The following is a 21,356-nucleotide window of genomic DNA, read 5'->3' on the forward strand; positions in this document are numbered from 1 at the left end:
TTTGATAAAAAATTCTGTTTTTTGGCGCTAGATCACAGGCGTTATTTTCAGTAGGTTATAGAGAGTTTGTAACGGTTTTATTCTGCAGGGGTAACATTTACCTCAAACGCGGGCAGGCGTACGCTTCTCGCGCTTACTGACAAACCATCATCAAAAATACCGATGGAAGGGAACATTTATGCGAATTGGCATACCAAAAGAGCGGTTACCCAATGAAACCCGTGTCGCTGCGACGCCGAAAACGGTAGAGCAGCTACTGAAGCTGGGGTTTAGCGTCGCTATCGAAAGCGGGGCGGGTCAACTGGCAAGTTTTGACGACAAAGCGTTTGCGCAGGCTGGCGCGGATATTGTAGACGGCAATGCTATCTGGCAGTCGGAAATTATTCTCAAGGTTAATGCGCCTGAAGAAGAGGAAATCGCTTTACTGAACCCCGGGACTACGCTGGTCAGTTTTATCTGGCCTGCGCAAAATCCTGGGTTAATGGAGAAACTTGCCGAACGTAAGGTTACGGTGATGGCGATGGACTCCGTGCCGCGTATTTCCCGCGCGCAGTCGCTCGACGCGTTAAGCTCAATGGCGAATATCGCGGGTTATCGCGCCATTGTAGAGGCCGCGCATGAATTTGGACGCTTCTTTACCGGGCAAATCACTGCCGCCGGGAAAGTGCCTCCGGCGAAGGTGATGGTGATTGGCGCGGGCGTAGCCGGTCTTGCGGCTATCGGCGCGGCAAACAGCCTGGGGGCGATTGTCCGCGCGTTTGACACTCGTCCTGAAGTCAAAGAGCAGGTCCAGAGTATGGGGGCTGAGTTCCTCGAACTGGATTTTAAAGAGGAAGCCGGTAGCGGCGATGGTTACGCCAAAGTGATGTCCGAGGCGTTTATCAAAGCGGAAATGGCGCTCTTTGCCGCCCAGGCCAAAGAGGTCGACATCATTGTTACCACCGCGTTGATTCCGGGCAAACCAGCGCCGAAGCTGATTACCCGCGATATGGTCGATTCTATGAAAGCCGGCAGCGTGATTGTCGACCTGGCCGCGCAGAATGGCGGTAACTGCGAATATACCGTCGCCAATCAGGTTGTGACGACGGACAATGGCGTGAAAGTGATTGGCTACACCGATTTACCGGGGCGTTTGCCGACGCAGTCATCCCAGCTTTATGGCACCAACCTGGTTAACCTGCTGAAGCTGCTGTGCAAAGAGAAAGACGGCAATATTGACGTGGATTTTGACGATGTTGTGATCCGTGGCGTGACGGTGATTCGCGACGGCGACATTACCTGGCCTGCGCCGCCAATCCAGGTTTCCGCGCAGCCACAGGCCGCGCCTAAAGCAGCACCTGCGCCAAAAGAGCCGGAAAAGCCCGCTTCACCCTGGCGGAAGTATGCGTTAATGGCGCTGGCGATCATTCTTTTTGGCTGGCTGGCCGATGTCGCGCCAAAAGAGTTCCTCGGCCATTTTACCGTGTTTGCGCTCGCCTGCGTGGTTGGTTATTACGTGGTGTGGAACGTGTCTCATGCGCTTCATACGCCATTAATGTCGGTGACCAACGCAATTTCAGGGATTATTGTTGTCGGGGCATTATTGCAAATTGGTCAGGGCGGCTGGGTCAGCTTCCTGAGCTTTATCGCGGTGCTTATCGCCAGCATTAATATTTTCGGTGGCTTCACCGTGACTCAGCGTATGCTGAAAATGTTCCGGAAAAACTAAGGGGTAACACATGTCTGGAGGATTAGTTACAGCTGCATACATTGTTGCCGCGATCCTGTTTATTTTCAGTCTTGCCGGGCTTTCAAAGCATGAAACGTCCCGCCAGGGGAATAACTTCGGTATTGCCGGGATGGCGATCGCGTTGCTGGCGACCATTTTCGGGCCGGATACCGGCAACGTGGCATGGATTCTGGTCGCCATGATTATTGGCGGCGCGATTGGCATCCGCATGGCGAAAAAAGTTGAGATGACCGAGATGCCGGAGCTGGTCGCGATTCTGCACAGTTTCGTGGGCCTGGCGGCGGTACTGGTTGGCTTTAACAGCTATCTGTACCATGACGCCAGTCTGGCGCCGGTGCTGGTGAATATCCATTTGACCGAAGTCTTCCTCGGTATCTTTATTGGCGCAGTCACTTTCACTGGATCGATCGTAGCGTTTGGTAAACTGCGCGGCAAAATTTCTTCTAAGCCGTTGATGTTGCCTAACCGTCACAAAATGAACCTGGCGGCGCTGGTTGTTTCTTTCCTGTTGCTGCTGGTTTTTGTTCGTACCGAAAGCGTGGGTCTACAGGTTCTGGCGCTGCTGCTGATGACCATTATCGCGCTGGCGTTTGGTTGGCATCTGGTCGCCTCTATCGGCGGGGCGGACATGCCGGTGGTTGTTTCAATGCTGAACTCCTATTCCGGTTGGGCTGCCGCGGCGGCTGGCTTCATGTTGAGCAACGATTTGCTGATTGTGACCGGCGCGCTGGTCGGTTCGTCAGGCGCGATCCTGTCTTACATTATGTGTAAAGCGATGAACCGCTCTTTCATCAGCGTTATTGCCGGTGGGTTCGGTACTGACGGCTCCTCAACAGGCGACGATCAGGAAGCTGGCGAACATCGCGAAATCACGGCGGAAGAGACCGCTGAGATGCTGAAAAACTCCCACTCCGTCATTATTACGCCGGGGTACGGGATGGCGGTGGCGCAGGCGCAGTATCCGGTGGCGGAAATCACCGAAAAACTGCGTGCGCGCGGTATCAACGTGCGTTTCGGCATTCATCCGGTGGCGGGGCGCTTGCCGGGGCATATGAACGTGCTGTTGGCGGAGGCGAAAGTGCCTTATGACATCGTGCTGGAAATGGACGAAATCAATGATGATTTCGCCGATACCGATACCGTGCTGGTGATTGGCGCGAACGATACGGTGAACCCGGCGGCGCAAGACGATCCCCGCAGCCCGATCGCCGGTATGCCGGTTCTCGAAGTGTGGAAAGCACAGAATGTCGTGGTCTTTAAGCGTTCAATGAATACTGGTTATGCTGGTGTGCAGAACCCGCTGTTCTTTAAAGAGAATACGCAAATGCTGTTTGGCGATGCCAAAGCCAGCGTGGATGCAATTCTGAAAGCGCTTTAATCTTTTAAACGTGCGGCGGCCTCTTCGGAGGCCGTTTTTATACACTTCATCCTTTAAGCTGCCTCTTTGTTGGCTGCGCTCAGAAACTCCGGTCACATCGTTATCTATGTTCCCGGGGATTTCTTCCCTTGCCGCCGCGATGCATCTTGAATGATTTGGTGTATATATTGCATTTTATCTTTTGTTTAAATCGCTAAGCAGAACGGCGATACTTTGCCCTCCGGTGGTCTGTTCGAGGGCGATTTTGACAATGATGGTTAACGGAACGGAGAGCAACATACCCACCGGACCTAATAGCCAGCCCCAGAAAATTAACGACAAAAATACCACTAAGGTTGAAAGGCCTAAACCACGTCCCATAATTCGTGGCTCAAGGATATTGCCGAAGACCAGATTAATCAGCAGATAGCCTGCCAGCACCAGCAGCGCATCATAAAACCCGTTAAATACCAGCACCTGAATAATGGGCGGCAGGGCAGCGAGCACCGATCCAATATTAGGAATATAGTTCAGCGCGAAGGCCAGTAGTCCCCAGACAAAGGCGAAGCGGACATCCAGCGCGGCCAGCATTCCCCATGCGACCAGCCCCGTCACGATACTGATCGCTGTTTTTAGCACCAGATAATGGGAAACGCTATCAAGCGCGCGTTGAATTGCCGCCATGCCCTCTACCGGACGGCTCATCATCTGCTGCAGTTTTTCAGGCAATTGTGGAACCTCCAGCAGCATAAATACCACGGTCAATAACAATAAAAAGATGGACGACATGGCATTGGACAGCTGGGTGAGCAGGTTCGTTACCAGAGTCATGGCGGCGTTTGGATCGATATATTTCGCCAGCTCATCAACCGACACGCCAATGCCTGCTCGCTGTAACCACGGTTCAATACGTTGCAACGGTATCACCAATGAGGAGCGATATTGTGGTAGGGTACGAGCCAGTTCATTTAATGATGTCCCCAAATAGGCCAGTAGCAGTACCATTAACATAACAATAATCACAATGAGCAATGATACGGCGATAACGCGCGGAATTCGGCATCGGGTCATCCGTTGTACAACGGGATTGAGAACGACTGCAATAAATAACGCCAAAATAAAGGGAACAATGATATCTGCGGCGAAGCGGATACCGCTCAGAATAACCACCAGCATTCCCAGCATAATGACGATTTTTAGACCATTGAGCGTGATGATCGGTTTTGCCATATCAGTCCCTGTTTTCTGATGCCGACTCGAATAATAATGTGATGTCGGTCGACCTGTTCTGGTTAAAATCAAACACTTCAGGTAAAGAAGTGAAAATATTTTGAGTTAATTCCTGGCTTATGATACAAATCAGGCGTGTTCAACTACCGAGGACAATTATCATCCGCGATGACGAGAAGCAACACTGCGGATAATTGTAATATTATGGACAATATGTTCAGCGCTTTTTTCTCCACGCAAACGCATCTTCACTCTACCTCCTTTTTCCTGCTTATTGGCGAGCAGCACTGGCGTAACGCACTTTAGTCTCTCACTTCTACCTGAGCTGGCGCAACGCGCTGTGCTAACTGATTTTATTTTTTAGTTTGCTGCGTGCAGCAGACTCGAAAGAGTATATTCTCATGCAGGAGAAGTGTCATGTTTTACTGGATTTTATTAGCTCTGGCTATCGCGACTGAAATTACCGGCACGCTCTCAATGAAATGGGCTAGCGTGGGTAATGGCAATGCGGGTTTTATTTTAATGCTGGTGATGATCACGCTGTCATATATATTTCTTTCTTTTGCGGTAAAAAAGATTGCCCTGGGTGTAGCGTATGCCTTATGGGAAGGGATCGGCATTTTATTTATTACCATTTTTAGCGTGCTGCTATTTGATGAAGCATTATCAACCATGAAGATTGCCGGCTTGCTGACGCTGGTCGCCGGCATAGTATTGATCAAATCAGGGACACGTAAACCCGGCAAACCAGTGAAGGAGGCGACTCGTGCAACAATTTGAATGGATACACGGCGCCTGGCTTGGGCTGGCAATAATGCTGGAAATCGCGGCTAACGTACTGTTGAAATTTTCGGACGGCTTTCGCCGTAAATGCTATGGCATCTTATCGCTTGCCGCTGTTCTGGCCGCCTTCAGCGCGCTTTCCCAGGCGGTTAAAGGGATAGACCTGTCGGTGGCGTATGCATTATGGGGCGGTTTTGGTATTGCCGCCACGTTGGCGGCGGGCTGGGTGCTCTTCGGTCAGCGCTTAAACCCCAAAGGCTGGGTTGGCGTGATATTGCTGCTCGCCGGAATGGTCATGATCAAATTTGCCTGAGACGATCGCTGCCTGTCGATTCAGGCAGCGATTCCCGCATTAATCCTGCGCCAGAGCTTTCAGCTTATCGCGAAAGCCGGTGACGGATATGGCGCGGTTATCGGCGCGCCAGCGATCTTTAGCCGCAGGGGCGGAGCTTTGTACGCCAATAAGCTGCCATCCGCTATCCGTGTGCAATAAGAGCGGCGAGCCGCTGTCGCCAGGTAAGGTGTCGCACTGGTGTGAGAGTACGGCATTCTGCGCCCAGCCGGTCACGACGCAATCCTGATGGGAATAGAGCGCATTCAGATGATCTTCCGGATAACCGGACTGCGTGACTTTTCGGTCTGCGGCTTTCAACGCCGCAGTGAGCGCCGCTTTATCGCCGGTAAATAAAGGCACTGGCGTGATACCGGAAGGTGGGTAGCGCAATATTACCAGACCAAAATCCCAGCTTGCCGCGGCAGGCGGCACAATCCAGCCATCGCCATCCGCTTTCAGACGTCGGCCCAGCGACGGTTCAACGCGGCCTTCAATGCCGTGGATTTCATAGCGCCATACACCTTTTCGCGCCACAAAACGCAGCGCAACCGCCTTGTCTGGTTTTCCTTTCGGTGGCGTTAGCAGGCAGTGACCTGCTGTCAGGGCGATATGCGGGGAGATAAGCGTTGCCGTACACAAATTACCGCTGGCGGTCTCTAGTTGCCCGATGGCATCCCACGGCGATTGGGTAGGATCGGCGACGGGCACCCGATCGTCATGGTTAAAAAAAAGCGTTTTGACGTCGCTGGCATCCGTGGCGTCTGTTTCAGCCCCCCTGGCTTTCGCCATAACCGGTAAAAAACACACTATGCCCAGTAATACAGCAATGGTTTTATGCATATCACACTCTGGTGGGTAATTATGATTATTAACAACAAACCCTCAGTACTACTATAGACGTGACGGTAAGAAAGTGGGAGTAAAATCAGATAACTACACTCAGGAAAGATAGAAATGCGTGGCAATAACGGCGCATAAAATAAGCACGATAAGAATGAGCTCAAAGCGGTAGCGAGACACTTTTTTGCCCTCCCGGAAGGCGGCGCTAAACCAGAACAATTTAGCGCCGTAAAAACGGGCGCGGGGGCGCGCCGCAGCATGTTACGACTTACGCAGCCGGTTGAGTAGTTGGTTTTGACGTGGTTTTGGCTGGCGCTTTACCACCTTTTTTCTGGTGTTTTTTAGCCGCCTGCGCTTTTTGCTCAACGGTTTTTTTATGCTGTTTTTTGTGGTGCTGGGGGGTCTGGGTTGTTTTGGCAGGCGTTGCGGTTTTCGCAGGCGTTGCAGTCTCAGCCGCGAATGCTGCGGAAGAGAGACCCATTGCAGCGGCAACAACCAGAGCTAATACTTTTTTCATTTTGATACCCTCGATTTGGTTTTCATTCAACCCCACTGCGGGGCCGGTGAAATGACTATATCGCTGTTATCAAAAGGCTTCCGTGAGTGATTGGTTTCGGCATGTAACGCTATGTACAATCCCCCGGTAACGCGATGTCAGCCCCCACCATAATAGGTAGCTTTACGTTACCGGCCGTTATTTTTGGTCGCAGAGTCGGTAATATTCGCTCTCCAGAATAACAAGTACACCGTATATGAATCCGATAATCTGGGTGGTATTTACGCTTCTGGCGCTGGATGCAATCAGAGAAGTCATGGGCGTATCAAGCTTGACAGGTCTGTGGTAAACAGTGAGTCGTGGCGTGAAACCAGCCCGGCGATAGCGCACGTTGCTATCGCCGGATTATTTCTTTTCAGGCGTGAAGACGATGATGTAACCGCGTCCCGACCAGGATGGCCAGCACCAGCATTAGCGCGATAAAACCGCCTACGCCGTTCCAGCCGTAACTATGCCAGAATACGCCGCCTAGCGTCCCGGCGATACTGGACCCCAGATAATAGCTGAAAAGATAAAGTGACGAGGCCTGTCCCTTCGCCCGGCGCGCACGCGGGCCAATCCAACTACTGGCCACGGAGTGCGCGGCGAAAAAGCCGGCGGAAAAAAGCAGCATTCCGGCAAAAATCAGCCAAAGCGAGGTAAAAAGTGTCAGTAAAAGCCCGCCCAGCATTACTGCGATAGAGAACAGCATCACCGGCCCCCGGCCATAGCGTGAGGTCATTGCGCCAGCTTTCGGCGAGCTCCATGTGCCGGTGAGATAGGCTACGGATAACAGTCCGACCACGGCCTGGCTTAATTCCCAGGGGGAGAGCATCAGGCGATAGCCAATGTAGTTAAACAGGGTGACGAATGCGCCCATCAGTAAAAAGCCTTCCGCAAACAGCAGAGGTAACCCCCGATCGCGCCAGTGGAGACGGAAATTAATAAATAGCGTTTTAGGCCGTAGCGACGTGGGACGGAAATGTTGTGAGGCGGGTAAAATCTTCCAGAACATCAGCGCGGACGCCAGCGCAAAGCATCCGATGGCCGCCAGCGCGATGCGCCAGTTAAAAAAGTCGGTCATGACGCCGCTTAATAAACGCCCGCTCATCCCGCCGATGGAATTACCGCTAATATAGAGCCCCATGGAGAAAGCGACAAAGCTGGGATGGATTTCTTCGCTCAGGTAGGTCATTCCCACCGCGGCGACGCCGCTTAACGATAGACCGATCAGCGCACGCATAATCAGAATACCATGCCAGCTGGTCATCATGGTTGATAACAATGTGCAGCAGGAGGCTAATAACAAGGCGGTGACCATCACCGGTTTACGGCCTATCGCATCAGAAAGCGGGCCAGTAAAAAGTAAGCCGATAGCCAGCATGGCGGTAGAAATAGAAAGTGAAACGCTGCTGCTGGCGGGGGAGACGCCAAACTCCTGGGAAAGTACCGGTAATATAGGCTGAACGCAATAAAGGAGCGCGAAAGTCGCCAGACCCGCGGAAAAAAGGGCCAGCGTGACGCGCATGAAAGGTGCTGTACCGCGTTTTATAAATTGAACCGGCTGAGAATGGCGTTGTTCATCGATATCGCTCGCCGTGGCGTCATCGAGAATAGTTGTACGACTCACGTTAAATCCTTGCTTTACATCTCCGTCAACAGGAGACGGGTATAACTGACATGTAAAGCATAGAAAAAGCAAAATATTCTGTCTAATATATTAATTGTCTCAAATAAGACGTTAAACATATGAATATCGAATTACGTCATTTACGTTACTTTGTGGCGGTAGCAGAAGAGCTGCATTTTGGTCGCGCCGCCGCGCGCCTCAATATCTCGCAGCCGCCACTGAGTCAGCAGATACAAATTCTGGAGCAGCAGGTCGGCGCGCGATTACTGGCGCGGACCAACCGCAGCGTAGCGTTAACCGCCGCCGGGCGACAGTTTCTGGTGGATAGCCGACACATCCTGAGTCTGGTAAACGACGCCGCCGCTCGCGCCGAGCGGTTGCATCAGGGCGAAGCGGGTGAAATCCGTATTGGCTTTACGTCTTCAGCGCCTTTTATTCGGGCGGTATCGCATACCTTTTCGCTGTTCCGCCAGTCCTATCCGGGAGTGCATATGCAAACGCGTGAAATGAATACGCGTGAGCAAATCGCGCCGCTCAACGAAGGCGTACTGGATATTGGCTTGCTGCGGAATACGCCGCTGCCCGACACACTTAATCGCGAGGTGATTTTGCATGAGCCGCTTATGGCCATGATCCCGCGCGAACATCGGCTGGCGCAAAAGCCGGTCGTCAGTCTGACAGAACTGGCGGAAGAACCTTTCGTCTTTTTCGATCCGCATGTCGGGACGGGCCTCTACGACGATATTCTCGGCCTGATGCGGCGCTATAACCTGTCGCCGACCATCACGCAGGAGGTTGGCGAGGCAATGACCATTATCGGTCTGGTGGCGGCGGGGCTGGGTGTCTCGATTCTGCCGGCATCCTTTAAGCGTGTACAGATGAGCGAGATGCGCTGGGTTCCCCTGGCGGAAGAGGACGCCGTATCTGAAATGTGGCTGGTATGGCCAAAGCATCATGAACAGAGTCATGCCGTACAGCGGTTTTGCCAACTGCTATTACTGGCTGCCCGACGGGATTAATTACGCTTTAAAAGGGTGAAAATGTGCAGTTAATCACACGGCTAAGCAAAAAGTTGACGGCGAGTATTGAAGTGTTTCACCATAGCACACAGATTATTTCGGAGCGCGAAAATAAAGGGAGTGAGCGGTGGTTGCTGATAGTCAGCCTGGGCATATCGATCAAATTAAGCAGACCAATGCTGGCGCAGTGTATCGCCTGATTGATCAGCTCGGACCGGTATCGCGAATTGACCTGTCTCGTCTGGCGCAGTTGGCGCCTGCCAGTATTACGAAAATTGTTCGCGAAATGCTGGAAGCGCATTTGGTTCAGGAACTTGAAATTAAAGAGGCGGGCAGTCGTGGACGTCCCGCCGTCGGGCTGATGGTGGAAACAGAAGCCTGGCACTATTTATCTATTCGTATTAGCCGTGGCGAAATTTTCCTTGCGCTGCGCGATCTTAGCAGCAAACTGGTGGTAGAAGAGTGTCTGGCGCTGCCGTTAAACGAAGCCACGCCGTTGCTTGAGCGAATTATTACGCACGTTGATCGGTTTTTTACCCGCCATCAGCAGAAACTGGAGCGTCTGACCTCCATTGCCATTACGTTACCGGGCATTATCGATACCGAAAACGGCGTTGTGCACCGGATGCCGTATTACGAAGATGTCAAAGAGATGCCTTTGGGAGATGCGCTGGAGCGGCACACCGGCGTACCGGTTTACATCCAGCATGATATTAGCGCCTGGACGATGGCAGAGGCGCTTTTTGGCGCCTCACGCGGCGCGCGCGACGTTATCCAGGTGGTGATTGATCATAATGTGGGGGCGGGCGTTATCACCGACGGTCATTTGCTTCATGCGGGCAGTAGCAGTCTGGTAGAGATTGGGCATACCCAGGTCGATCCTTATGGTAAGCGCTGTTATTGCGGTAATCATGGCTGTCTGGAGACCATAGCCAGCGTCGATAGCGTGCTGGAACTTACGCAGCTTCGGCTTAATCAGTCGATGAGTTCAATGTTGCACGGCCAGCCGTTAACGGTAGATTCACTGTGTCAGGCGGCGATGCAGGGAGATCTATTAGCAAAAGATATTATTAGCGGCGTTGGCGCGCATGTCGGACGCATTCTGGCTATCATGGTGAATTTATTTAATCCGCAAAAAATTCTTATTGGTTCGCCGCTAAGTAAAGCGGCTGATATCCTTTTTCCGGCCATTGCTGACAGTATCCGTCAGCAGGCGCTGCCCGCCTACAGTAGGAATACGGTAGTGGAAAGCACGCAGTTTACCAACCAGGGCACGATGGCCGGGGCGGCGTTGGTAAAAGACGCGATGTATAACGGCTCTTTGTTGATTCGTCTATTACAGGGTTAACATTTTTTAACTGTTGTACAAAAATTTGCGCTAACTCAAGCTGATTGCCCTTGCCATATCTTAGACTTTCTCCACTGTATTATTTTCCTGGCTTATATTTTCGAAGCATAACGGTGGAGTTAGTGATGCTGAAGCGTTTCTTTATTACAGGTACAGACACTTCTGTTGGGAAGACGGTGGTTTCCCGCGCATTACTACAAGCGTTAGCGTCGGGTGGTAAGAGCGTCGCAGGGTATAAACCTGTCGCTAAAGGGAGCAAAGAGACTGCAGAAGGGATGCGCAACAAAGACGCGCTGGTATTGCAAAGCGTCTCTTCGCTGGAGTTGCCGTATGAGGCGATTAATCCGATCGCGTTAAGCGAAGAAGAAAGCAGCGTCGCGCATAGCTGTCCTATAAATTACACCTTGCTGTCCAACGGTCTGGCGAGTCTGAGCGATAAAGTGGACCACGTGGTTGTGGAGGGTACTGGCGGCTGGCGTAGTTTGATGAATGATTTACGTCCATTGTCCGAATGGGTGGTACAGGAACAGTTACCGGTATTGATGGTGGTAGGGATTCAGGAGGGGTGCATTAATCATGCGCTACTGACTGCGCAAGCTGTCGCTAACGATGGACTGCCATTAATTGGTTGGGTGGCGAATCGTATCAATCCTGGGCTGGCGCATTATGCTGAAATTATTGATGTGCTTGGGAAAAAACTGCCAGCGCCGCTGATTGGCGAGTTACCGTACCTGCCGCGCGCCGAGCAGCGTGAGCTGGGGCAGTATATTCGTTTATCAATGCTCGGCAGCGTGCTGGCGGTAGATAGAATCATGGCGTAACGTTCGCGAGAGCACTGACGCGACTACACAGGCAATCAGCAGACCGGGGAGTAACTGATACTCGCCGGTCATTTCACAAATCATCAGGGTGGACATTATCGGCGCATGGGTTGTCGCCGCCAGTAGCGTCGCCATACCCGCCAGCCCCAATAAAATTGCTATTTCATCCGAGCCTGGCAGCCAGAATCCCCATATCCGACCCAGAAACATTCCAATTGATAATCCGACAAATAATGTTGGCGTAAAGACGCCGCCCGGCGCGCCAGACCCGCTGCTGGCGAGCACCGCCAGGATTTTGCACACAAAAATTCCGCCAATCAGCGAGAATAGCGGCGGAGAGAGCAAAAATGATTGTACGACGCTATAGCCGTTTCCCCATACCGTGGGCGTGAGTAACGACAGTAATCCGACAATAAGCCCGCCCAGCGCCAGTTGCCAGGGCGGGGACAATTTTAAGCGTAAGAAACTATTATGGCTGGCCGTCATCAGCCACATCAGCAATGGGCCGCACAGACCGGCGACCAGACCGGTACTGACTATCATGACGTACTCCCGCGCGTGGAGATCAACGGTCAGATGTACGGTATAGAGTAGTGAATCGCTACCGTTTAATACATGGGTGGTTAGCAGGGCGACGACGGCGGAAACGACAACCGGGCCGAGGGAAGCCAGCATTAAGGTACCGAACAGGATTTCCGCGATAAACAGGCTGCCCGCCAGCGGCGCATGGTAAGCGCCCGCCATGCCCGCAGCGGCGCCGCTGGCGATCCATAATTTCCATTCCTCACGCGGCGTGAAGCGTCTGGCAAAGCTGGATGCCGCCAGCGAGGCGAGGAGGATCATTGCGCCTTCGCGACCAATTGCGCTGCCGCTGACCACGACCAGCAGCGAGGCCAGCGATTTCACCAGACTGGCGCCAACGTCAAATTGCCCGTCGGTTTGCAATGCTTCCATATAGTCAGTGGGCGCATGGGGGCGCTGTTGGTTCATTTTTTGCCACCCCCACAGCAACAGACCAGCGGCCAGGCCGCCAAGCGCTGGCGTAATCAGCCGTCGCCAGGGCGAAAGCCCCTCAGCCGCATTCACCAGACTGCCAGTGTCATTACTCAGGAAAATCCACTCCAGCAATTGCATCGCATGACGGAAAGCGGCGACAGCCAGCGCCGCGAGAATACCGATGAGCGTAGCGATCAGCAGGCGACGAAACATCGCGCGCAGATCCGGGTAAGCGTGTAAACGATGCATGAGCGGGTAAACAGGGAGTTTCAGGATAGCCTATTCTGCGGGGAAATGGCGTCAGACGCAAAAGCACTATGTGCGATATAATATTGCGTACAATAATGATACTGCCGGATAGCGAGAGGCCATCCGGCGGCAACGTTAGCTGTTTTCGTGAATATTTAGCGCCCGACGCGTGCGGCCTGAGCTGAGATAGTCGGCGATGTAATCCTGAGAGATTTCACCGTTATAGCGTCCGTCTTCATCAACGATCGGCATCCAGCTGGTATTACTTTCGTACAATCTGGACAGCACAATACGCAGATTATCTTCCGCTTTGCCCGTAATACGGAAAGGATGGGTGATATCGGCGCAGATTCCGCTGGCGTTCCGCGCCTCCCGGCGCTTCACAAATCCCAGTGGCTTACCGTCGTTGTCAATGACGGTAATGGCGCGAATATCGTGATCATCCATAATGCCGAACGCCTCGCTTAACGGCGTGGAAGGCCGCGCGGTAATGGTTGGCTGTTGGTCGGTAACATCGCCTGCGGAGACCAGTAGCAAACGCTTTAACGTTCTGTCCTGACCGACAAACGACCCGACAAACTCGTTAGCCGGTTTGGCCAGCAGTTCATCAGGACTGGCGCACTGTACAATTCGCCCCTGACGGAACACGGCGATACGGTCGCCGAGTTTTAGCGCTTCGTCGATATCATGGCTGACCAGCATCACGGTCTTTTTTAGCTTACGCTGCATATCCAGAAACTGGTTCTGGATCACTTCGCGGTTAATGGGGTCCACCGCGCCGAAGGGCTCATCCATCAGCAGTACCGGCGGATCGGCGGCCAGAGCGCGGATCACGCCAATACGCTGTTGCTGTCCCCCGGACATCTCCTTTGGATAGCGATGCAGAAATTTTCTGGCATCCAGCGCCACCATGTCCATCAACTCTTCGGCGCGTTGCTTGCAGCGCGCTTTGTCCCAACCCAACATGCGCGGCACAACGGTAATATTTTCTTCAATCGTCATATTAGGAAACAGGCCGATTTGTTGGATAACATACCCAATATTGCGGCGTAGCGTTACCGTATCCATATCGTTGGTATTCTCGCCGTTGATAAGAATATTACCGCTGCTGGGCGCGATCAGCCGGTTGATCATCTTTAACGTGGTGGTTTTGCCGCAGCCGGAGGGACCGAGTAAGACGCACATTTCGCCTTCCGGCACGTTCAGGTTGACGTTGTCGACGGCTTTTAGCGGCTGACCCTTTTTCTGTACAAATTGTTTGGTGAGATTTTCCAGTTTTATCATTATCGTATCCCCTTAGGTGTCAGTACGACTTGCAGACGATGCAACAGCCAGTCAAGTACAATTGCCAGTAGACAGATCATCAGCGCGCCGGCAATTAACATGCGAATATCGCTGCCGCTAATGCCGTTTAACAGTAGCAGCCCCAGACCGCCGGCGCCGATCACCGCGGCAATCGCCATCACGCCGATATTCATCACTACCGCGGTGCGGATACCCCCGAAAATAACCGGTAGGGCCATTGGGATTTCGACCCAGCGCAGCCGTTGCCAGAAAGTCATACCGATGCCGCGTCCCGCTTCACGCAGACCGGGCGGCAAACTATCAAGCGCAGTATGGGTATTACGGACAATCGGCAGTAAAGAGTAGAGAAAAACAGCCGTCACGGCGGGCAGAACGCCAATACCATGTCCGATCAGCGAAAAGAGCGGGATCATTAACCCAAACAGCGCGATAGACGGAATGGTAAGAAGTAGCGTGGCGGCGCCCAATATCGGCGTTGCCAGCCATTTGTGGCGTACAATCAAAACGCCTAACGGTACGCCGATGATAATCGCCAGACCGACGGCCAGCGCGACCAGCCAGAGATGCTGAAAGGTAAGGCTGGCGAGATAGCCTGCGTTATCCAGCATATAATGTATCGTATCCATAGGCGCTCCTTACAGCAGACCTTTGTCCTGCAAAAATTGATGGGCTACCTGTTGCGGCGTGCGATGCTCGATATCGACCTGGGCGTTTAGGGTCGATATCACATCGTTATTGAGCAGGCCGGAAAGGGTGTTTAAGGCGTCATCAAGGCCAGGATTGGCTTCCAGCACCTCTTTACGCACCACGGGCGTGACAGCGTAACTTGGGAAGAAGCCTTTATCATCTTCCAGCACTTTCAGATCAAACCCTTTCACCCGTCCGTCGGTGGTATAGACCAGCCCGGCGTCAACCAGCCCATCCCGAACGGCGTTATAGACCAGCCCTGGGTCCATCTGTCGTATTTGCGGGCGATCAAGCTGCATCTGGTAGGCTTGCTGAAGGGGCTTCATTCCGTCGCTGCGCCCGGCAAATTCCAGATCGAGGCCGAGCATCCAGTTGTGGTCAGGATCGTTCTGCCGGACCTGTTCGATTTTTGCCACCATTTGCGAGATGGTGGTGATATTTTCCGACTCGGCGCGTTTGCGCTGCATCGCGAACGCGTAAGTATTGTTCATGTCAGCCGGTTTGAGCCATACCAGGCCCAGCTTCGCATCCAGGCGTTTTACCGTGTCGTAGGTTTCCTGTGGACTCATGCGCTTATCGATACGGTTGAAAATAATCAGCGATGTACCGGTGTATTCCCAGGTAATATCAATTTGTTTATTCACCATCGCATTACGTGAAATCACCGCGGCGATATTGGTTTGCGGCTGAACCTGAAAGCCTTTCTTCTGCAAATACTGAACGGTCATAGCGGAAAGAATATGCTGCTCGGTAAAGCTTTTGGTGGCGAGAACCAGCGGCGCGGCCTGCGTCTGGCTACTGAACAACAGCGTTGCGGCAAGCCATCCTAACAGGTGTTTTTTGAATCTCATTTAACGCTCCTTATTGTTATTTATGCGTTCAAACGGTATGAGGGCTAAGGCGTCGCCCAAACCAGGCAAGCAGAGTGTCAAGAATCAGCGCGAATAACGCCGTGGCCGTTGCGCCGAGGATCAACGTCGGAAAATCGTTGAGATAAATTCCCGGGAAAATCAGCTCGCCGTAGCTGCTGGCGCCGATCAGAAAGGCCAGCGGCGCGGTGCCGACATTGATGGCGGTCGCGATGCGAATACCGGACAGCATCACTGGCCACGCATTAGGTAGCTCTACCTGGCGAAGCCGCTGCCATTTTGTCATCCCAATCCCGTTCGCCGCTTCAATCAGTGAGGCGGGAACGGAACAGAGGCCCGCATAGGTATTGCGGACGATAGGCAGAAGGGAGGCCAGAAATAGCGCGACAATGGCGGGCGTATCGCCGATCCCGATAATCACCATCGCTAAGGCCAGGACGGCCAGTGGCGGCAAGGTATTACCAACATTAAAGATTTGCATGACATATTCAGCAAATCCTTTTGCCGCAGGTCGGCTGAGTAAAATCCCGCTCGGGATACCGACCAGTAAAGCAAAAAACATGGACGTAAAGACCAGCATCAAATGCCGTTGTCCGAGATACAGCAGATCGACCTGACGCGCTTTCAGCGTCTCCAGACCGATTCCCCAGATAAACAGCGCCAGTAACAGCAGAATGACGATAGTGAACCCAAGTACGCGTTTTAGGGTGAGGGTGTGCATTGCGGTGTGTCTCCCTGTTTGCATGTGTTATGGCGACGTTAAGAGTCGCGTGTTGTTATGCCATGTTCCGGCAGGGTGCTTTGAGCTATAGCAACAGGTTGGGAAGGATTCCAGCGGAGCGTGATGTTTAACACTGTTAAACATCTATTAACAATTCTGTTTTGCCCTTATGCGGCTTAGGGTGAACATTCACGATAAAGAATTATCTTAAAAATAGAAACGGGGTGTGACGTTGTCACTTTTTTGTAGATAAAAATAGGCCGCAATGGGAGGAAAGGCAGGTAAAATCCTGCCTTTTGTGGGGATTAACGGAATAACGGTTTTACAGCGACGGGAATAATGAGTTGAGCTTGCCATTGCGCCAGAGTCAGACGCGCCAGTTGCCCCAACGCCTGATAAAACGGATGCCCGGCATGATCGATAAATACGTCCAGAAAGCGGGACGACCACGGAAACAGATGCCAGGCCAGGAGTTGTTCGCATTCATGATGACGGTCGTTCTCGGCAAGCCAGGCCGCCAGCAGCAACAGCGACCCAAAATGATCTTCTGGCTCGTTTTGTTGCATTTCAAACTGAATCCCGTTTTCGCGCATCCACTGACGTAGCGCCAATGTAGAATCGCCAAATAATACGCTCTCACGATCCAGCCAGACGGAACCCCACGGCGGAGACGGCAGAGCGTAAGGGCCGATAAACAGACGCTGCCAGGCCTGTGGCAACGACTCTTCGCTGTGGGTCTTAAACATAGCCGCCACAGGCGCAAGCGCCTCGGCATCAAGCGGCCACTGCGCCTGCCAGTCGTCGGTTAATAGCGCCTGAACCAGAGGAGCGGTTTCGTGGCTTTCCGGCGAATAATAAAACAACGCGCCAAGAACACGCGCCGTTACTGCAAAATCATCACGTTGTAAAAAAGTGGTCATTCAAACAATCCCGAAAGGTGCGGGTCGCCCCGCACGCATAAATTAACCTGCGACGGCCATACCTACGGTCATATGCAGGCCATAAAAAAGTCCGCGGCCAATAATTTCGCCTGCCAGCACCAGCACGACACCGAGCAGCAAACCAACGGTATGCGGTTCGCGGCGACGGATTAGCGGACATAGCCAGCAGCCTAATCCGGCAGCAAGCAAGACAATGCGCCAGACCTGTAGCATACCGTAATCCGGTGCGAGATGGCTGGCCTGTTGCACGGAACTGTGAATGGTTGAGAGAGACAGCCCTTGTAGTACGATGACCGCCACGCACACCACCAACGCCAGGCCGCTAATACTGGCAAACGTCACGCTGCAAAATGGGACGCGCGCGATGCGTAGCAGTAGCGCCGCAAACACCGGGCCGCACAGGAATGCCGTGAGGAAAAAGGCCAGCGTGGTGTAGCCATTATACCAGGTTGGCACGGTATCTATCTGATAAACGAGCGTCATTGCCCAGATGAATGCAACGCCGAGCGCCATACTGACCAGCAGCCACACTTTACCCAGCGCCGGGGGCATTTTACCGAGTACCGCCACCAGCCACCAGATGCCGCCTACGGCAAAGAACACCGATCCTGCGGCGATTTCATTACTCAGTGCGGAAGCGCCTACGCGGTTAAGCGAGTTAAACGCACGCATCGGCGAGCCGAGATGCATAATCGACGCGAGGAATCCCACTCCCATCACCAGCCACAGAAAAAACATGCTGCGCACGATGCGCTGACGGGCGATGGTATCGTCTTTTGCCGTCAGCCAGCCCAGTCCGCTAACGATTAACGCGCCGACCACGCACTGACCAAAGACCGTGAAGATCATCAACGGCCATTCATGCCATCCACTTCCCATCTTATACCTCCTTCGGATTGGCCAGATAACCGGTAGTGTCCCCGGTCGGGCGGCTGTTGGCGTTGGGTTTAATCACAATATTCGGCTTCGTGAAATGCGCGCGCGGCAGCGGCGCGACGGCAGCCAGCTCACCGTGTTTTTTGCGCAGTTCGTCGATAGGACCAAAGTCCAGCGCCCGCAGCGGACAGGATTCGACGCAGATAGGCTTTTTGCCGTCGGCGACGCGATCATAACAGCCGTCGCACTTGGTCATATGACCTTTGGCCGCGTTGTACTGCGGCGCGCCGTACGGGCAGGCCATGTGGCAGTAGCGGCAGCCGATACAGACCTCTTCGTTCACCACCACAAAACCGTCATCGCGCTTGTGCATCGCGCCGCTCGGGCAGACTTTGGTACAGGCCGGGTCTTCGCAGTGGTTACAGGAGATGGAGAGATAGTAGGCAAAGACGTTCTGGTGCCAGACGCCGTTATCTTCCTGCCAGTCGCCACCCGCATACTCATAAATGCGGCGGAAGCTGACATCCGGGGTCAAATCTTTGTAGTCCTTGCAGGCCAGTTCGCAGGTTTTGCAACCGGTGCAACGGCTGGAATCAATAAAAAATCCATACTGGGTTGTCATGGGTTACTCCTTACGCCTTTTCAACCTGAACAAGATTACTGTGTGACGGATTACCTTTCGCCAGTGGGGAAGGCCGGTGCGACGTCAGAATGTTAATGGAGCCGCCGCGATCGACTTTGTCGCCAAACATGTCGGCATTTAACCAGGCGCCCTGGCCGATAGCGGTGACGCCAGGCAATATGCGCGGCGTGACTTTTGCCGGAATGAGCATCTGTCCGTTCTGGTTAAAGACCCGCACGGTGTCGCCGTGCTGAATGCCGCGCGCTTGCGCATCAATCGGGTTGATCCAGATCTCCTGCGGACATGCCTGTTGCAGGACGTCGATATTGCCGTAGCTGGAGTGGGTACGCGCTTTATAGTGGAAGCCGGTTAGCTGTAGCGGGTAGCGCTGACGAAGCGGATCGTCCCAACCGTCAAAGCCTGGCGTATAGGCGGGTAAAGGATGGATAATCTCATCTTTCTTCAGCTCCCACGTGTTGGCGAGGGTTGCCAGACGCTCGGAATAGATTTCGATTTTACCGGACGGCGTTTTCAGTGGGTTGGCGGCAGGGTCTTCGCGGAAGGCGCGGAAAGCGACGTAGTGCTCCTCCGGGCATTTTTTCTTGAAAATCCCTGTCTGTTTCATCTCTTCGTAATCCGGCATTTCCGGGTTACGCGCTTTGGTTTTTGCGTGCAGGTATTTGACCCACTCATGCTGCGTGCGGCCTTCTGTGAAGGTCTGGTATACGTCCGGACCAAGCCGTTTAGCCACTTCACTGAGCGTCCAGTAAATGGGCTTTCTTTCAAATTTCGGCGAGGTGGCGGGCTGACCAAGAATGACATAGCCCATATTGCCTGCGGATTCGTGGGAAATCAGATCTTCCTGCTCGGTCGGCATTAAATCAGGCAGCAGAATGTCGCAATATTTTGCCGACGCGGTCATAAAGTGCTCGATGCCGACGATCATTTCACATTTACTGTCGTCCTGAAGCACCTCGTGGGTGTGGGCGATATCGCCATGCTGATTGATCAGCGTATTACTGGCGTAGCACCACAAAAATTTGATCGGCACGTCGAGCTTGTCTTTTCCCCGCACGCCGTCGCGTGTGGCGGTCATTTCCGCGCCATGATCGATAGCGTCGGTCCAGGTAAAGACCGAAATCTGGGTTTTTACCGGGTTCTCCAGCATAGAAAACCATTCGACGCCCAGATCCCAGGTGCCTTCGCGCACGCCGGAATTACCGCCATTTATGCCGACGTTACCGGTGAGTACAGACAACATGGCGATTGCGCGTGCGGTCTGCTCCCCGTTAGAGTGGCGTTGCGGTCCCCAGCCCTGGCAAATGTAAGCCGGTTTCGCCGAGCCGATTTCCCGCGCCAGTTGAATGATTTTTTCCGCCGGAATACTGGTAATCTGCGCGGCCCATTGCGGCGTTTTAGCAATACCGTCTTCGCCCTGACCCAAAATATAGGCTTTATAGTGCGCGTTACGCGGGGCCGAGGCGGGCAGAGTGGTTTCGTCGTAGCCGATGCAGTATTTATCCAGAAACGGTTTATCAATAAGATCTTCGGTAATCAGCACCCAGCTGATTGCCGCCGCCAGCGCGCCATCGGTACCTGGGCGAATCGGCAGCCACTCGTCTTCGCGGCCGGCGGCAGTGTCGTTATAACGCGGGTCAATGACGATCATCCGGGCGTTGGAGCGTTCGCGCGCCTGTTCGACATAGTATGTCACGCCGCCGCCGCTCATACGTGTTTCCGCGGGGTTATTGCCAAACATCACCACCAGTTTTGTATTGGCGATATCATCCGGACTGTTGCCGTCGTTGCCGCCGAACATATAGCTCATGGCCGCGCTGATTTGGGCGGTGCTGTAGCTACCGTAACGGCTGAGATAGCCGCCGCAGGCGTTCATCAGGCGATACGGTACGTTAGAATTGGTGATATTGCCGCCGTCCACGCCGGTACCGTAAAGCACATGTACCGCTTCGTTGCCGTAGTCCTTGAGGATACGTTTCAGGTTATCGCCGATGGTATCCAACGCTTCATCCCAACTGATACGTTCGAATTTGCCTTCTCCACGTTTACCAACGCGTTTCATCGGATATTTCAGGCGATCGGGGTGGTTCATCCGGCGACGAATGGAACGACCGCGCAGGCAGGCGCGTACCTGATGGTTGCCATATTCATCGTTGCCCGTGGTATCTGATTCAACCCAATATACGGTGTCATCTTTTACGTGCAGGCGTAGCAGACAGCGGCTGCCGCAGTTAACGGTACATGAACTCCAGACCGCTTTTTCTGCCACATTGCCAGATGCGAGGTCTGCTGCGGCGTGGGCGATGCGGGAGAACGGAAGGGTGAAAGCGCTACTGGCAAGCGCAAGGCTACCGATAGCGGAGGTTTTCACCAGGCTTCGTCGGCTGATACTGGCCGCCATTAATGCCTCAGGGTTGGTGATTTTCATAACAGCTCACTATGCTCA

The 21,356-nt window shown here is 53.3% G+C and carries 21 protein-coding genes; 8 read left to right on the top strand and 13 right to left on the bottom strand.

From position 1 onward, the window contains the following. Positions 1 to 178: 178 nt before the first annotated feature. Both pntA and pntB read left to right on the top strand, forming a co-directional pair. The gene (pntA, locus tag ACLJRH_RS12915) at positions 179 to 1,708 is read left to right on the top strand and encodes a Re/Si-specific NAD(P)(+) transhydrogenase subunit alpha (protein WP_001219360.1); all 1,530 of its coding nucleotides are present in this window, start codon (positions 179 to 181) and stop codon (positions 1,706 to 1,708) included. Between the two features lie 10 nt (positions 1,709 to 1,718). Beyond that, complete coding sequence (gene pntB, locus ACLJRH_RS12920) at positions 1,719 to 3,107, top strand: Re/Si-specific NAD(P)(+) transhydrogenase subunit beta (protein WP_000014056.1); 1,389 nt, start codon at positions 1,719 to 1,721, stop codon at positions 3,105 to 3,107. Positions 3,108 to 3,281: 174 nt separating this feature from the next. Here the strand turns inward: pntB and ACLJRH_RS12925 are convergent, their stop codons facing one another. Next, on the bottom strand, positions 3,282 to 4,316 hold the full coding sequence (locus tag ACLJRH_RS12925) for an AI-2E family transporter (protein WP_001118268.1): 1,035 nt from the start codon (positions 4,314 to 4,316) through the stop codon (positions 3,282 to 3,284). 417 nt (positions 4,317 to 4,733) lie between these two features. Between ACLJRH_RS12925 and mdtJ the strand changes: the two genes are divergently transcribed. Continuing rightward, positions 4,734 to 5,096: a multidrug/spermidine efflux SMR transporter subunit MdtJ gene (mdtJ, locus tag ACLJRH_RS12930; RefSeq protein WP_000500278.1), complete on the top strand. Its 363-nt coding sequence runs from the start codon at positions 4,734 to 4,736 to the stop codon at positions 5,094 to 5,096. Then, positions 5,083 to 5,412, top strand: coding sequence for a multidrug/spermidine efflux SMR transporter subunit MdtI (gene mdtI / locus ACLJRH_RS12935; protein WP_001183821.1), 330 nt, complete (start codon positions 5,083 to 5,085; stop codon positions 5,410 to 5,412). Before mdtJ ends, mdtI begins: the two co-directional genes overlap by 14 nt. Positions 5,413 to 5,451: 39 nt before the next feature. On the opposite strand, the gene ACLJRH_RS12940 is transcribed toward mdtI, so the two are convergent. Next, a complete protein-coding gene (locus ACLJRH_RS12940) occupies positions 5,452 to 6,273 on the bottom strand; it encodes a trypsin-like serine peptidase (RefSeq protein WP_000549649.1) in 822 nt (273 codons plus the stop codon). A gap of 268 nt (positions 6,274 to 6,541) precedes the next feature. Beyond that, the gene (gene asr / locus ACLJRH_RS12945) at positions 6,542 to 6,790 is read right to left on the bottom strand and encodes an acid resistance repetitive basic protein Asr (protein ID WP_000756316.1); all 249 of its coding nucleotides are present in this window, start codon (positions 6,788 to 6,790) and stop codon (positions 6,542 to 6,544) included. 235 nt (positions 6,791 to 7,025) lie between these two features. Here asr and ACLJRH_RS12950 point away from each other — a divergent pair, with 235 nt between their 5' ends. Next, positions 7,026 to 7,118 carry a KPN_01571 family protein gene (locus ACLJRH_RS12950; RefSeq protein WP_001068154.1) on the top strand — a complete coding sequence of 31 codons (93 nt, stop codon included), beginning with the start codon at positions 7,026 to 7,028 and terminating at the stop codon, positions 7,116 to 7,118. A gap of 66 nt (positions 7,119 to 7,184) precedes the next feature. Here the strand turns inward: ACLJRH_RS12950 and ACLJRH_RS12955 are convergent, their stop codons facing one another. Then, positions 7,185 to 8,438, bottom strand: coding sequence for an MFS transporter (locus ACLJRH_RS12955; RefSeq protein WP_000091792.1), 1,254 nt, complete (start codon positions 8,436 to 8,438; stop codon positions 7,185 to 7,187). A 119-nt stretch (positions 8,439 to 8,557) separates the two neighbouring features. Between ACLJRH_RS12955 and ACLJRH_RS12960 the strand changes: the two genes are divergently transcribed. The 3 genes from ACLJRH_RS12960 to bioD all read left to right on the top strand — a co-directional run bounded on the left by ACLJRH_RS12960 (position 8,558) and on the right by bioD (position 11,626). Then, positions 8,558 to 9,457 carry a LysR family transcriptional regulator gene (locus ACLJRH_RS12960; protein ID WP_001019577.1) on the top strand — a complete coding sequence of 300 codons (900 nt, stop codon included), beginning with the start codon at positions 8,558 to 8,560 and terminating at the stop codon, positions 9,455 to 9,457. 127 nt (positions 9,458 to 9,584) lie between these two features. Further along, on the top strand, positions 9,585 to 10,805 hold the full coding sequence (gene mlc, locus ACLJRH_RS12965) for a sugar metabolism global transcriptional regulator Mlc (RefSeq protein ID WP_000225087.1): 1,221 nt from the start codon (positions 9,585 to 9,587) through the stop codon (positions 10,803 to 10,805). A 125-nt stretch (positions 10,806 to 10,930) separates the two neighbouring features. Next, positions 10,931 to 11,626, top strand: coding sequence for a dethiobiotin synthase (gene bioD / locus ACLJRH_RS12970; protein ID WP_000919206.1), 696 nt, complete (start codon positions 10,931 to 10,933; stop codon positions 11,624 to 11,626). Here bioD and clcB read toward each other — a convergent pair. The 9 genes from clcB to ynfF form a co-directional block, all read right to left on the bottom strand. Beyond that, complete coding sequence (gene clcB / locus ACLJRH_RS12975) at positions 11,582 to 12,871, bottom strand: voltage-gated ClC-type chloride channel ClcB (protein ID WP_000554918.1); 1,290 nt, start codon at positions 12,869 to 12,871, stop codon at positions 11,582 to 11,584. The genes bioD and clcB overlap by 45 nt on opposite strands. A 135-nt stretch (positions 12,872 to 13,006) precedes the next feature. Beyond that, positions 13,007 to 14,155 carry an osmoprotectant ABC transporter ATP-binding protein OsmV gene (osmV, locus tag ACLJRH_RS12980; protein WP_000593092.1) on the bottom strand — a complete coding sequence of 383 codons (1,149 nt, stop codon included), beginning with the start codon at positions 14,153 to 14,155 and terminating at the stop codon, positions 13,007 to 13,009. After that, positions 14,155 to 14,802: an osmoprotectant ABC transporter permease OsmW gene (osmW, locus tag ACLJRH_RS12985; RefSeq protein ID WP_000379674.1), complete on the bottom strand. Its 648-nt coding sequence runs from the start codon at positions 14,800 to 14,802 to the stop codon at positions 14,155 to 14,157. The genes osmV and osmW overlap by 1 nt, the downstream gene beginning before the upstream one ends. 9 nt (positions 14,803 to 14,811) lie before the next feature. Continuing rightward, positions 14,812 to 15,714, bottom strand: coding sequence for an osmoprotectant ABC transporter substrate-binding protein OsmX (osmX, locus tag ACLJRH_RS12990; protein WP_001211193.1), 903 nt, complete (start codon positions 15,712 to 15,714; stop codon positions 14,812 to 14,814). Positions 15,715 to 15,742: 28 nt separating this feature from the next. Next, positions 15,743 to 16,453 (bottom strand): osmoprotectant ABC transporter permease OsmY, encoded by a 711-nt coding sequence (gene osmY / locus ACLJRH_RS12995; protein WP_000557304.1) that lies wholly within the window; start codon positions 16,451 to 16,453, stop codon positions 15,743 to 15,745. Positions 16,454 to 16,758: 305 nt separating this feature from the next. After that, the gene (dmsD, locus tag ACLJRH_RS13000; RefSeq protein WP_000206565.1) at positions 16,759 to 17,373 is read right to left on the bottom strand and encodes a Tat proofreading chaperone DmsD; all 615 of its coding nucleotides are present in this window, start codon (positions 17,371 to 17,373) and stop codon (positions 16,759 to 16,761) included. A 42-nt stretch (positions 17,374 to 17,415) separates the two neighbouring features. Further along, positions 17,416 to 18,273 carry a dimethyl sulfoxide reductase anchor subunit family protein gene (locus tag ACLJRH_RS13005; protein ID WP_000534706.1) on the bottom strand — a complete coding sequence of 286 codons (858 nt, stop codon included), beginning with the start codon at positions 18,271 to 18,273 and terminating at the stop codon, positions 17,416 to 17,418. Position 18,274: 1 nt separating this feature from the next. Beyond that, positions 18,275 to 18,892: a dimethylsulfoxide reductase iron-sulfur subunit DmsB gene (gene dmsB, locus ACLJRH_RS13010; RefSeq protein WP_000213064.1), complete on the bottom strand. Its 618-nt coding sequence runs from the start codon at positions 18,890 to 18,892 to the stop codon at positions 18,275 to 18,277. A gap of 10 nt (positions 18,893 to 18,902) precedes the next feature. Then, positions 18,903 to 21,338, bottom strand: coding sequence for a selenate/tellurate reductase subunit YnfF (gene ynfF, locus ACLJRH_RS13015; RefSeq protein WP_023223296.1), 2,436 nt, complete (start codon positions 21,336 to 21,338; stop codon positions 18,903 to 18,905). Between the last annotated feature and the right edge of the window lie 18 nt (positions 21,339 to 21,356).

Origin of the sequence: Salmonella sp. SAL04162 (assembly GCF_046551535.1) — a bacterium.
Taxonomy (GTDB): domain Bacteria; phylum Pseudomonadota; class Gammaproteobacteria; order Enterobacterales; family Enterobacteriaceae; genus Salmonella; species Salmonella enterica.

Excerpts from the sequence above, each read along its gene's own strand:
- pntA (WP_001219360.1), top strand. The coding sequence starts at position 179 with ATGCGAATTGGCATACCAAAAGAGCGGTTACCCAATGAAACCCGTGTC.
- pntB (WP_000014056.1), top strand. The coding sequence starts at position 1,719 with ATGTCTGGAGGATTAGTTACAGCTGCATACATTGTTGCCGCGATCCTG.
- ACLJRH_RS12925 (WP_001118268.1), bottom strand. The coding sequence starts at position 4,316 with ATGGCAAAACCGATCATCACGCTCAATGGTCTAAAAATCGTCATTATG.
- mdtJ (WP_000500278.1), top strand. The coding sequence starts at position 4,734 with ATGTTTTACTGGATTTTATTAGCTCTGGCTATCGCGACTGAAATTACC.
- ACLJRH_RS12940 (WP_000549649.1), bottom strand. The coding sequence starts at position 6,273 with ATGCATAAAACCATTGCTGTATTACTGGGCATAGTGTGTTTTTTACCG.
- asr (WP_000756316.1), bottom strand. The coding sequence starts at position 6,790 with ATGAAAAAAGTATTAGCTCTGGTTGTTGCCGCTGCAATGGGTCTCTCT.
- ACLJRH_RS12950 (WP_001068154.1), top strand. The coding sequence starts at position 7,026 with ATGAATCCGATAATCTGGGTGGTATTTACGCTTCTGGCGCTGGATGCA.
- ACLJRH_RS12960 (WP_001019577.1), top strand. The coding sequence starts at position 8,558 with ATGAATATCGAATTACGTCATTTACGTTACTTTGTGGCGGTAGCAGAA.
- bioD (WP_000919206.1), top strand. The coding sequence starts at position 10,931 with ATGCTGAAGCGTTTCTTTATTACAGGTACAGACACTTCTGTTGGGAAG.
- clcB (WP_000554918.1), bottom strand. The coding sequence starts at position 12,871 with ATGCATCGTTTACACGCTTACCCGGATCTGCGCGCGATGTTTCGTCGC.
- osmV (WP_000593092.1), bottom strand. The coding sequence starts at position 14,155 with ATGATAAAACTGGAAAATCTCACCAAACAATTTGTACAGAAAAAGGGT.
- osmW (WP_000379674.1), bottom strand. The coding sequence starts at position 14,802 with ATGGATACGATACATTATATGCTGGATAACGCAGGCTATCTCGCCAGC.
- osmX (WP_001211193.1), bottom strand. The coding sequence starts at position 15,714 with ATGAGATTCAAAAAACACCTGTTAGGATGGCTTGCCGCAACGCTGTTG.
- osmY (WP_000557304.1), bottom strand. The coding sequence starts at position 16,453 with ATGCACACCCTCACCCTAAAACGCGTACTTGGGTTCACTATCGTCATT.
- dmsD (WP_000206565.1), bottom strand. The coding sequence starts at position 17,373 with ATGACCACTTTTTTACAACGTGATGATTTTGCAGTAACGGCGCGTGTT.
- ACLJRH_RS13005 (WP_000534706.1), bottom strand. The coding sequence starts at position 18,273 with ATGGGAAGTGGATGGCATGAATGGCCGTTGATGATCTTCACGGTCTTT.
- dmsB (WP_000213064.1), bottom strand. The coding sequence starts at position 18,892 with ATGACAACCCAGTATGGATTTTTTATTGATTCCAGCCGTTGCACCGGT.
- ynfF (WP_023223296.1), bottom strand. The coding sequence starts at position 21,338 with ATGAAAATCACCAACCCTGAGGCATTAATGGCGGCCAGTATCAGCCGA.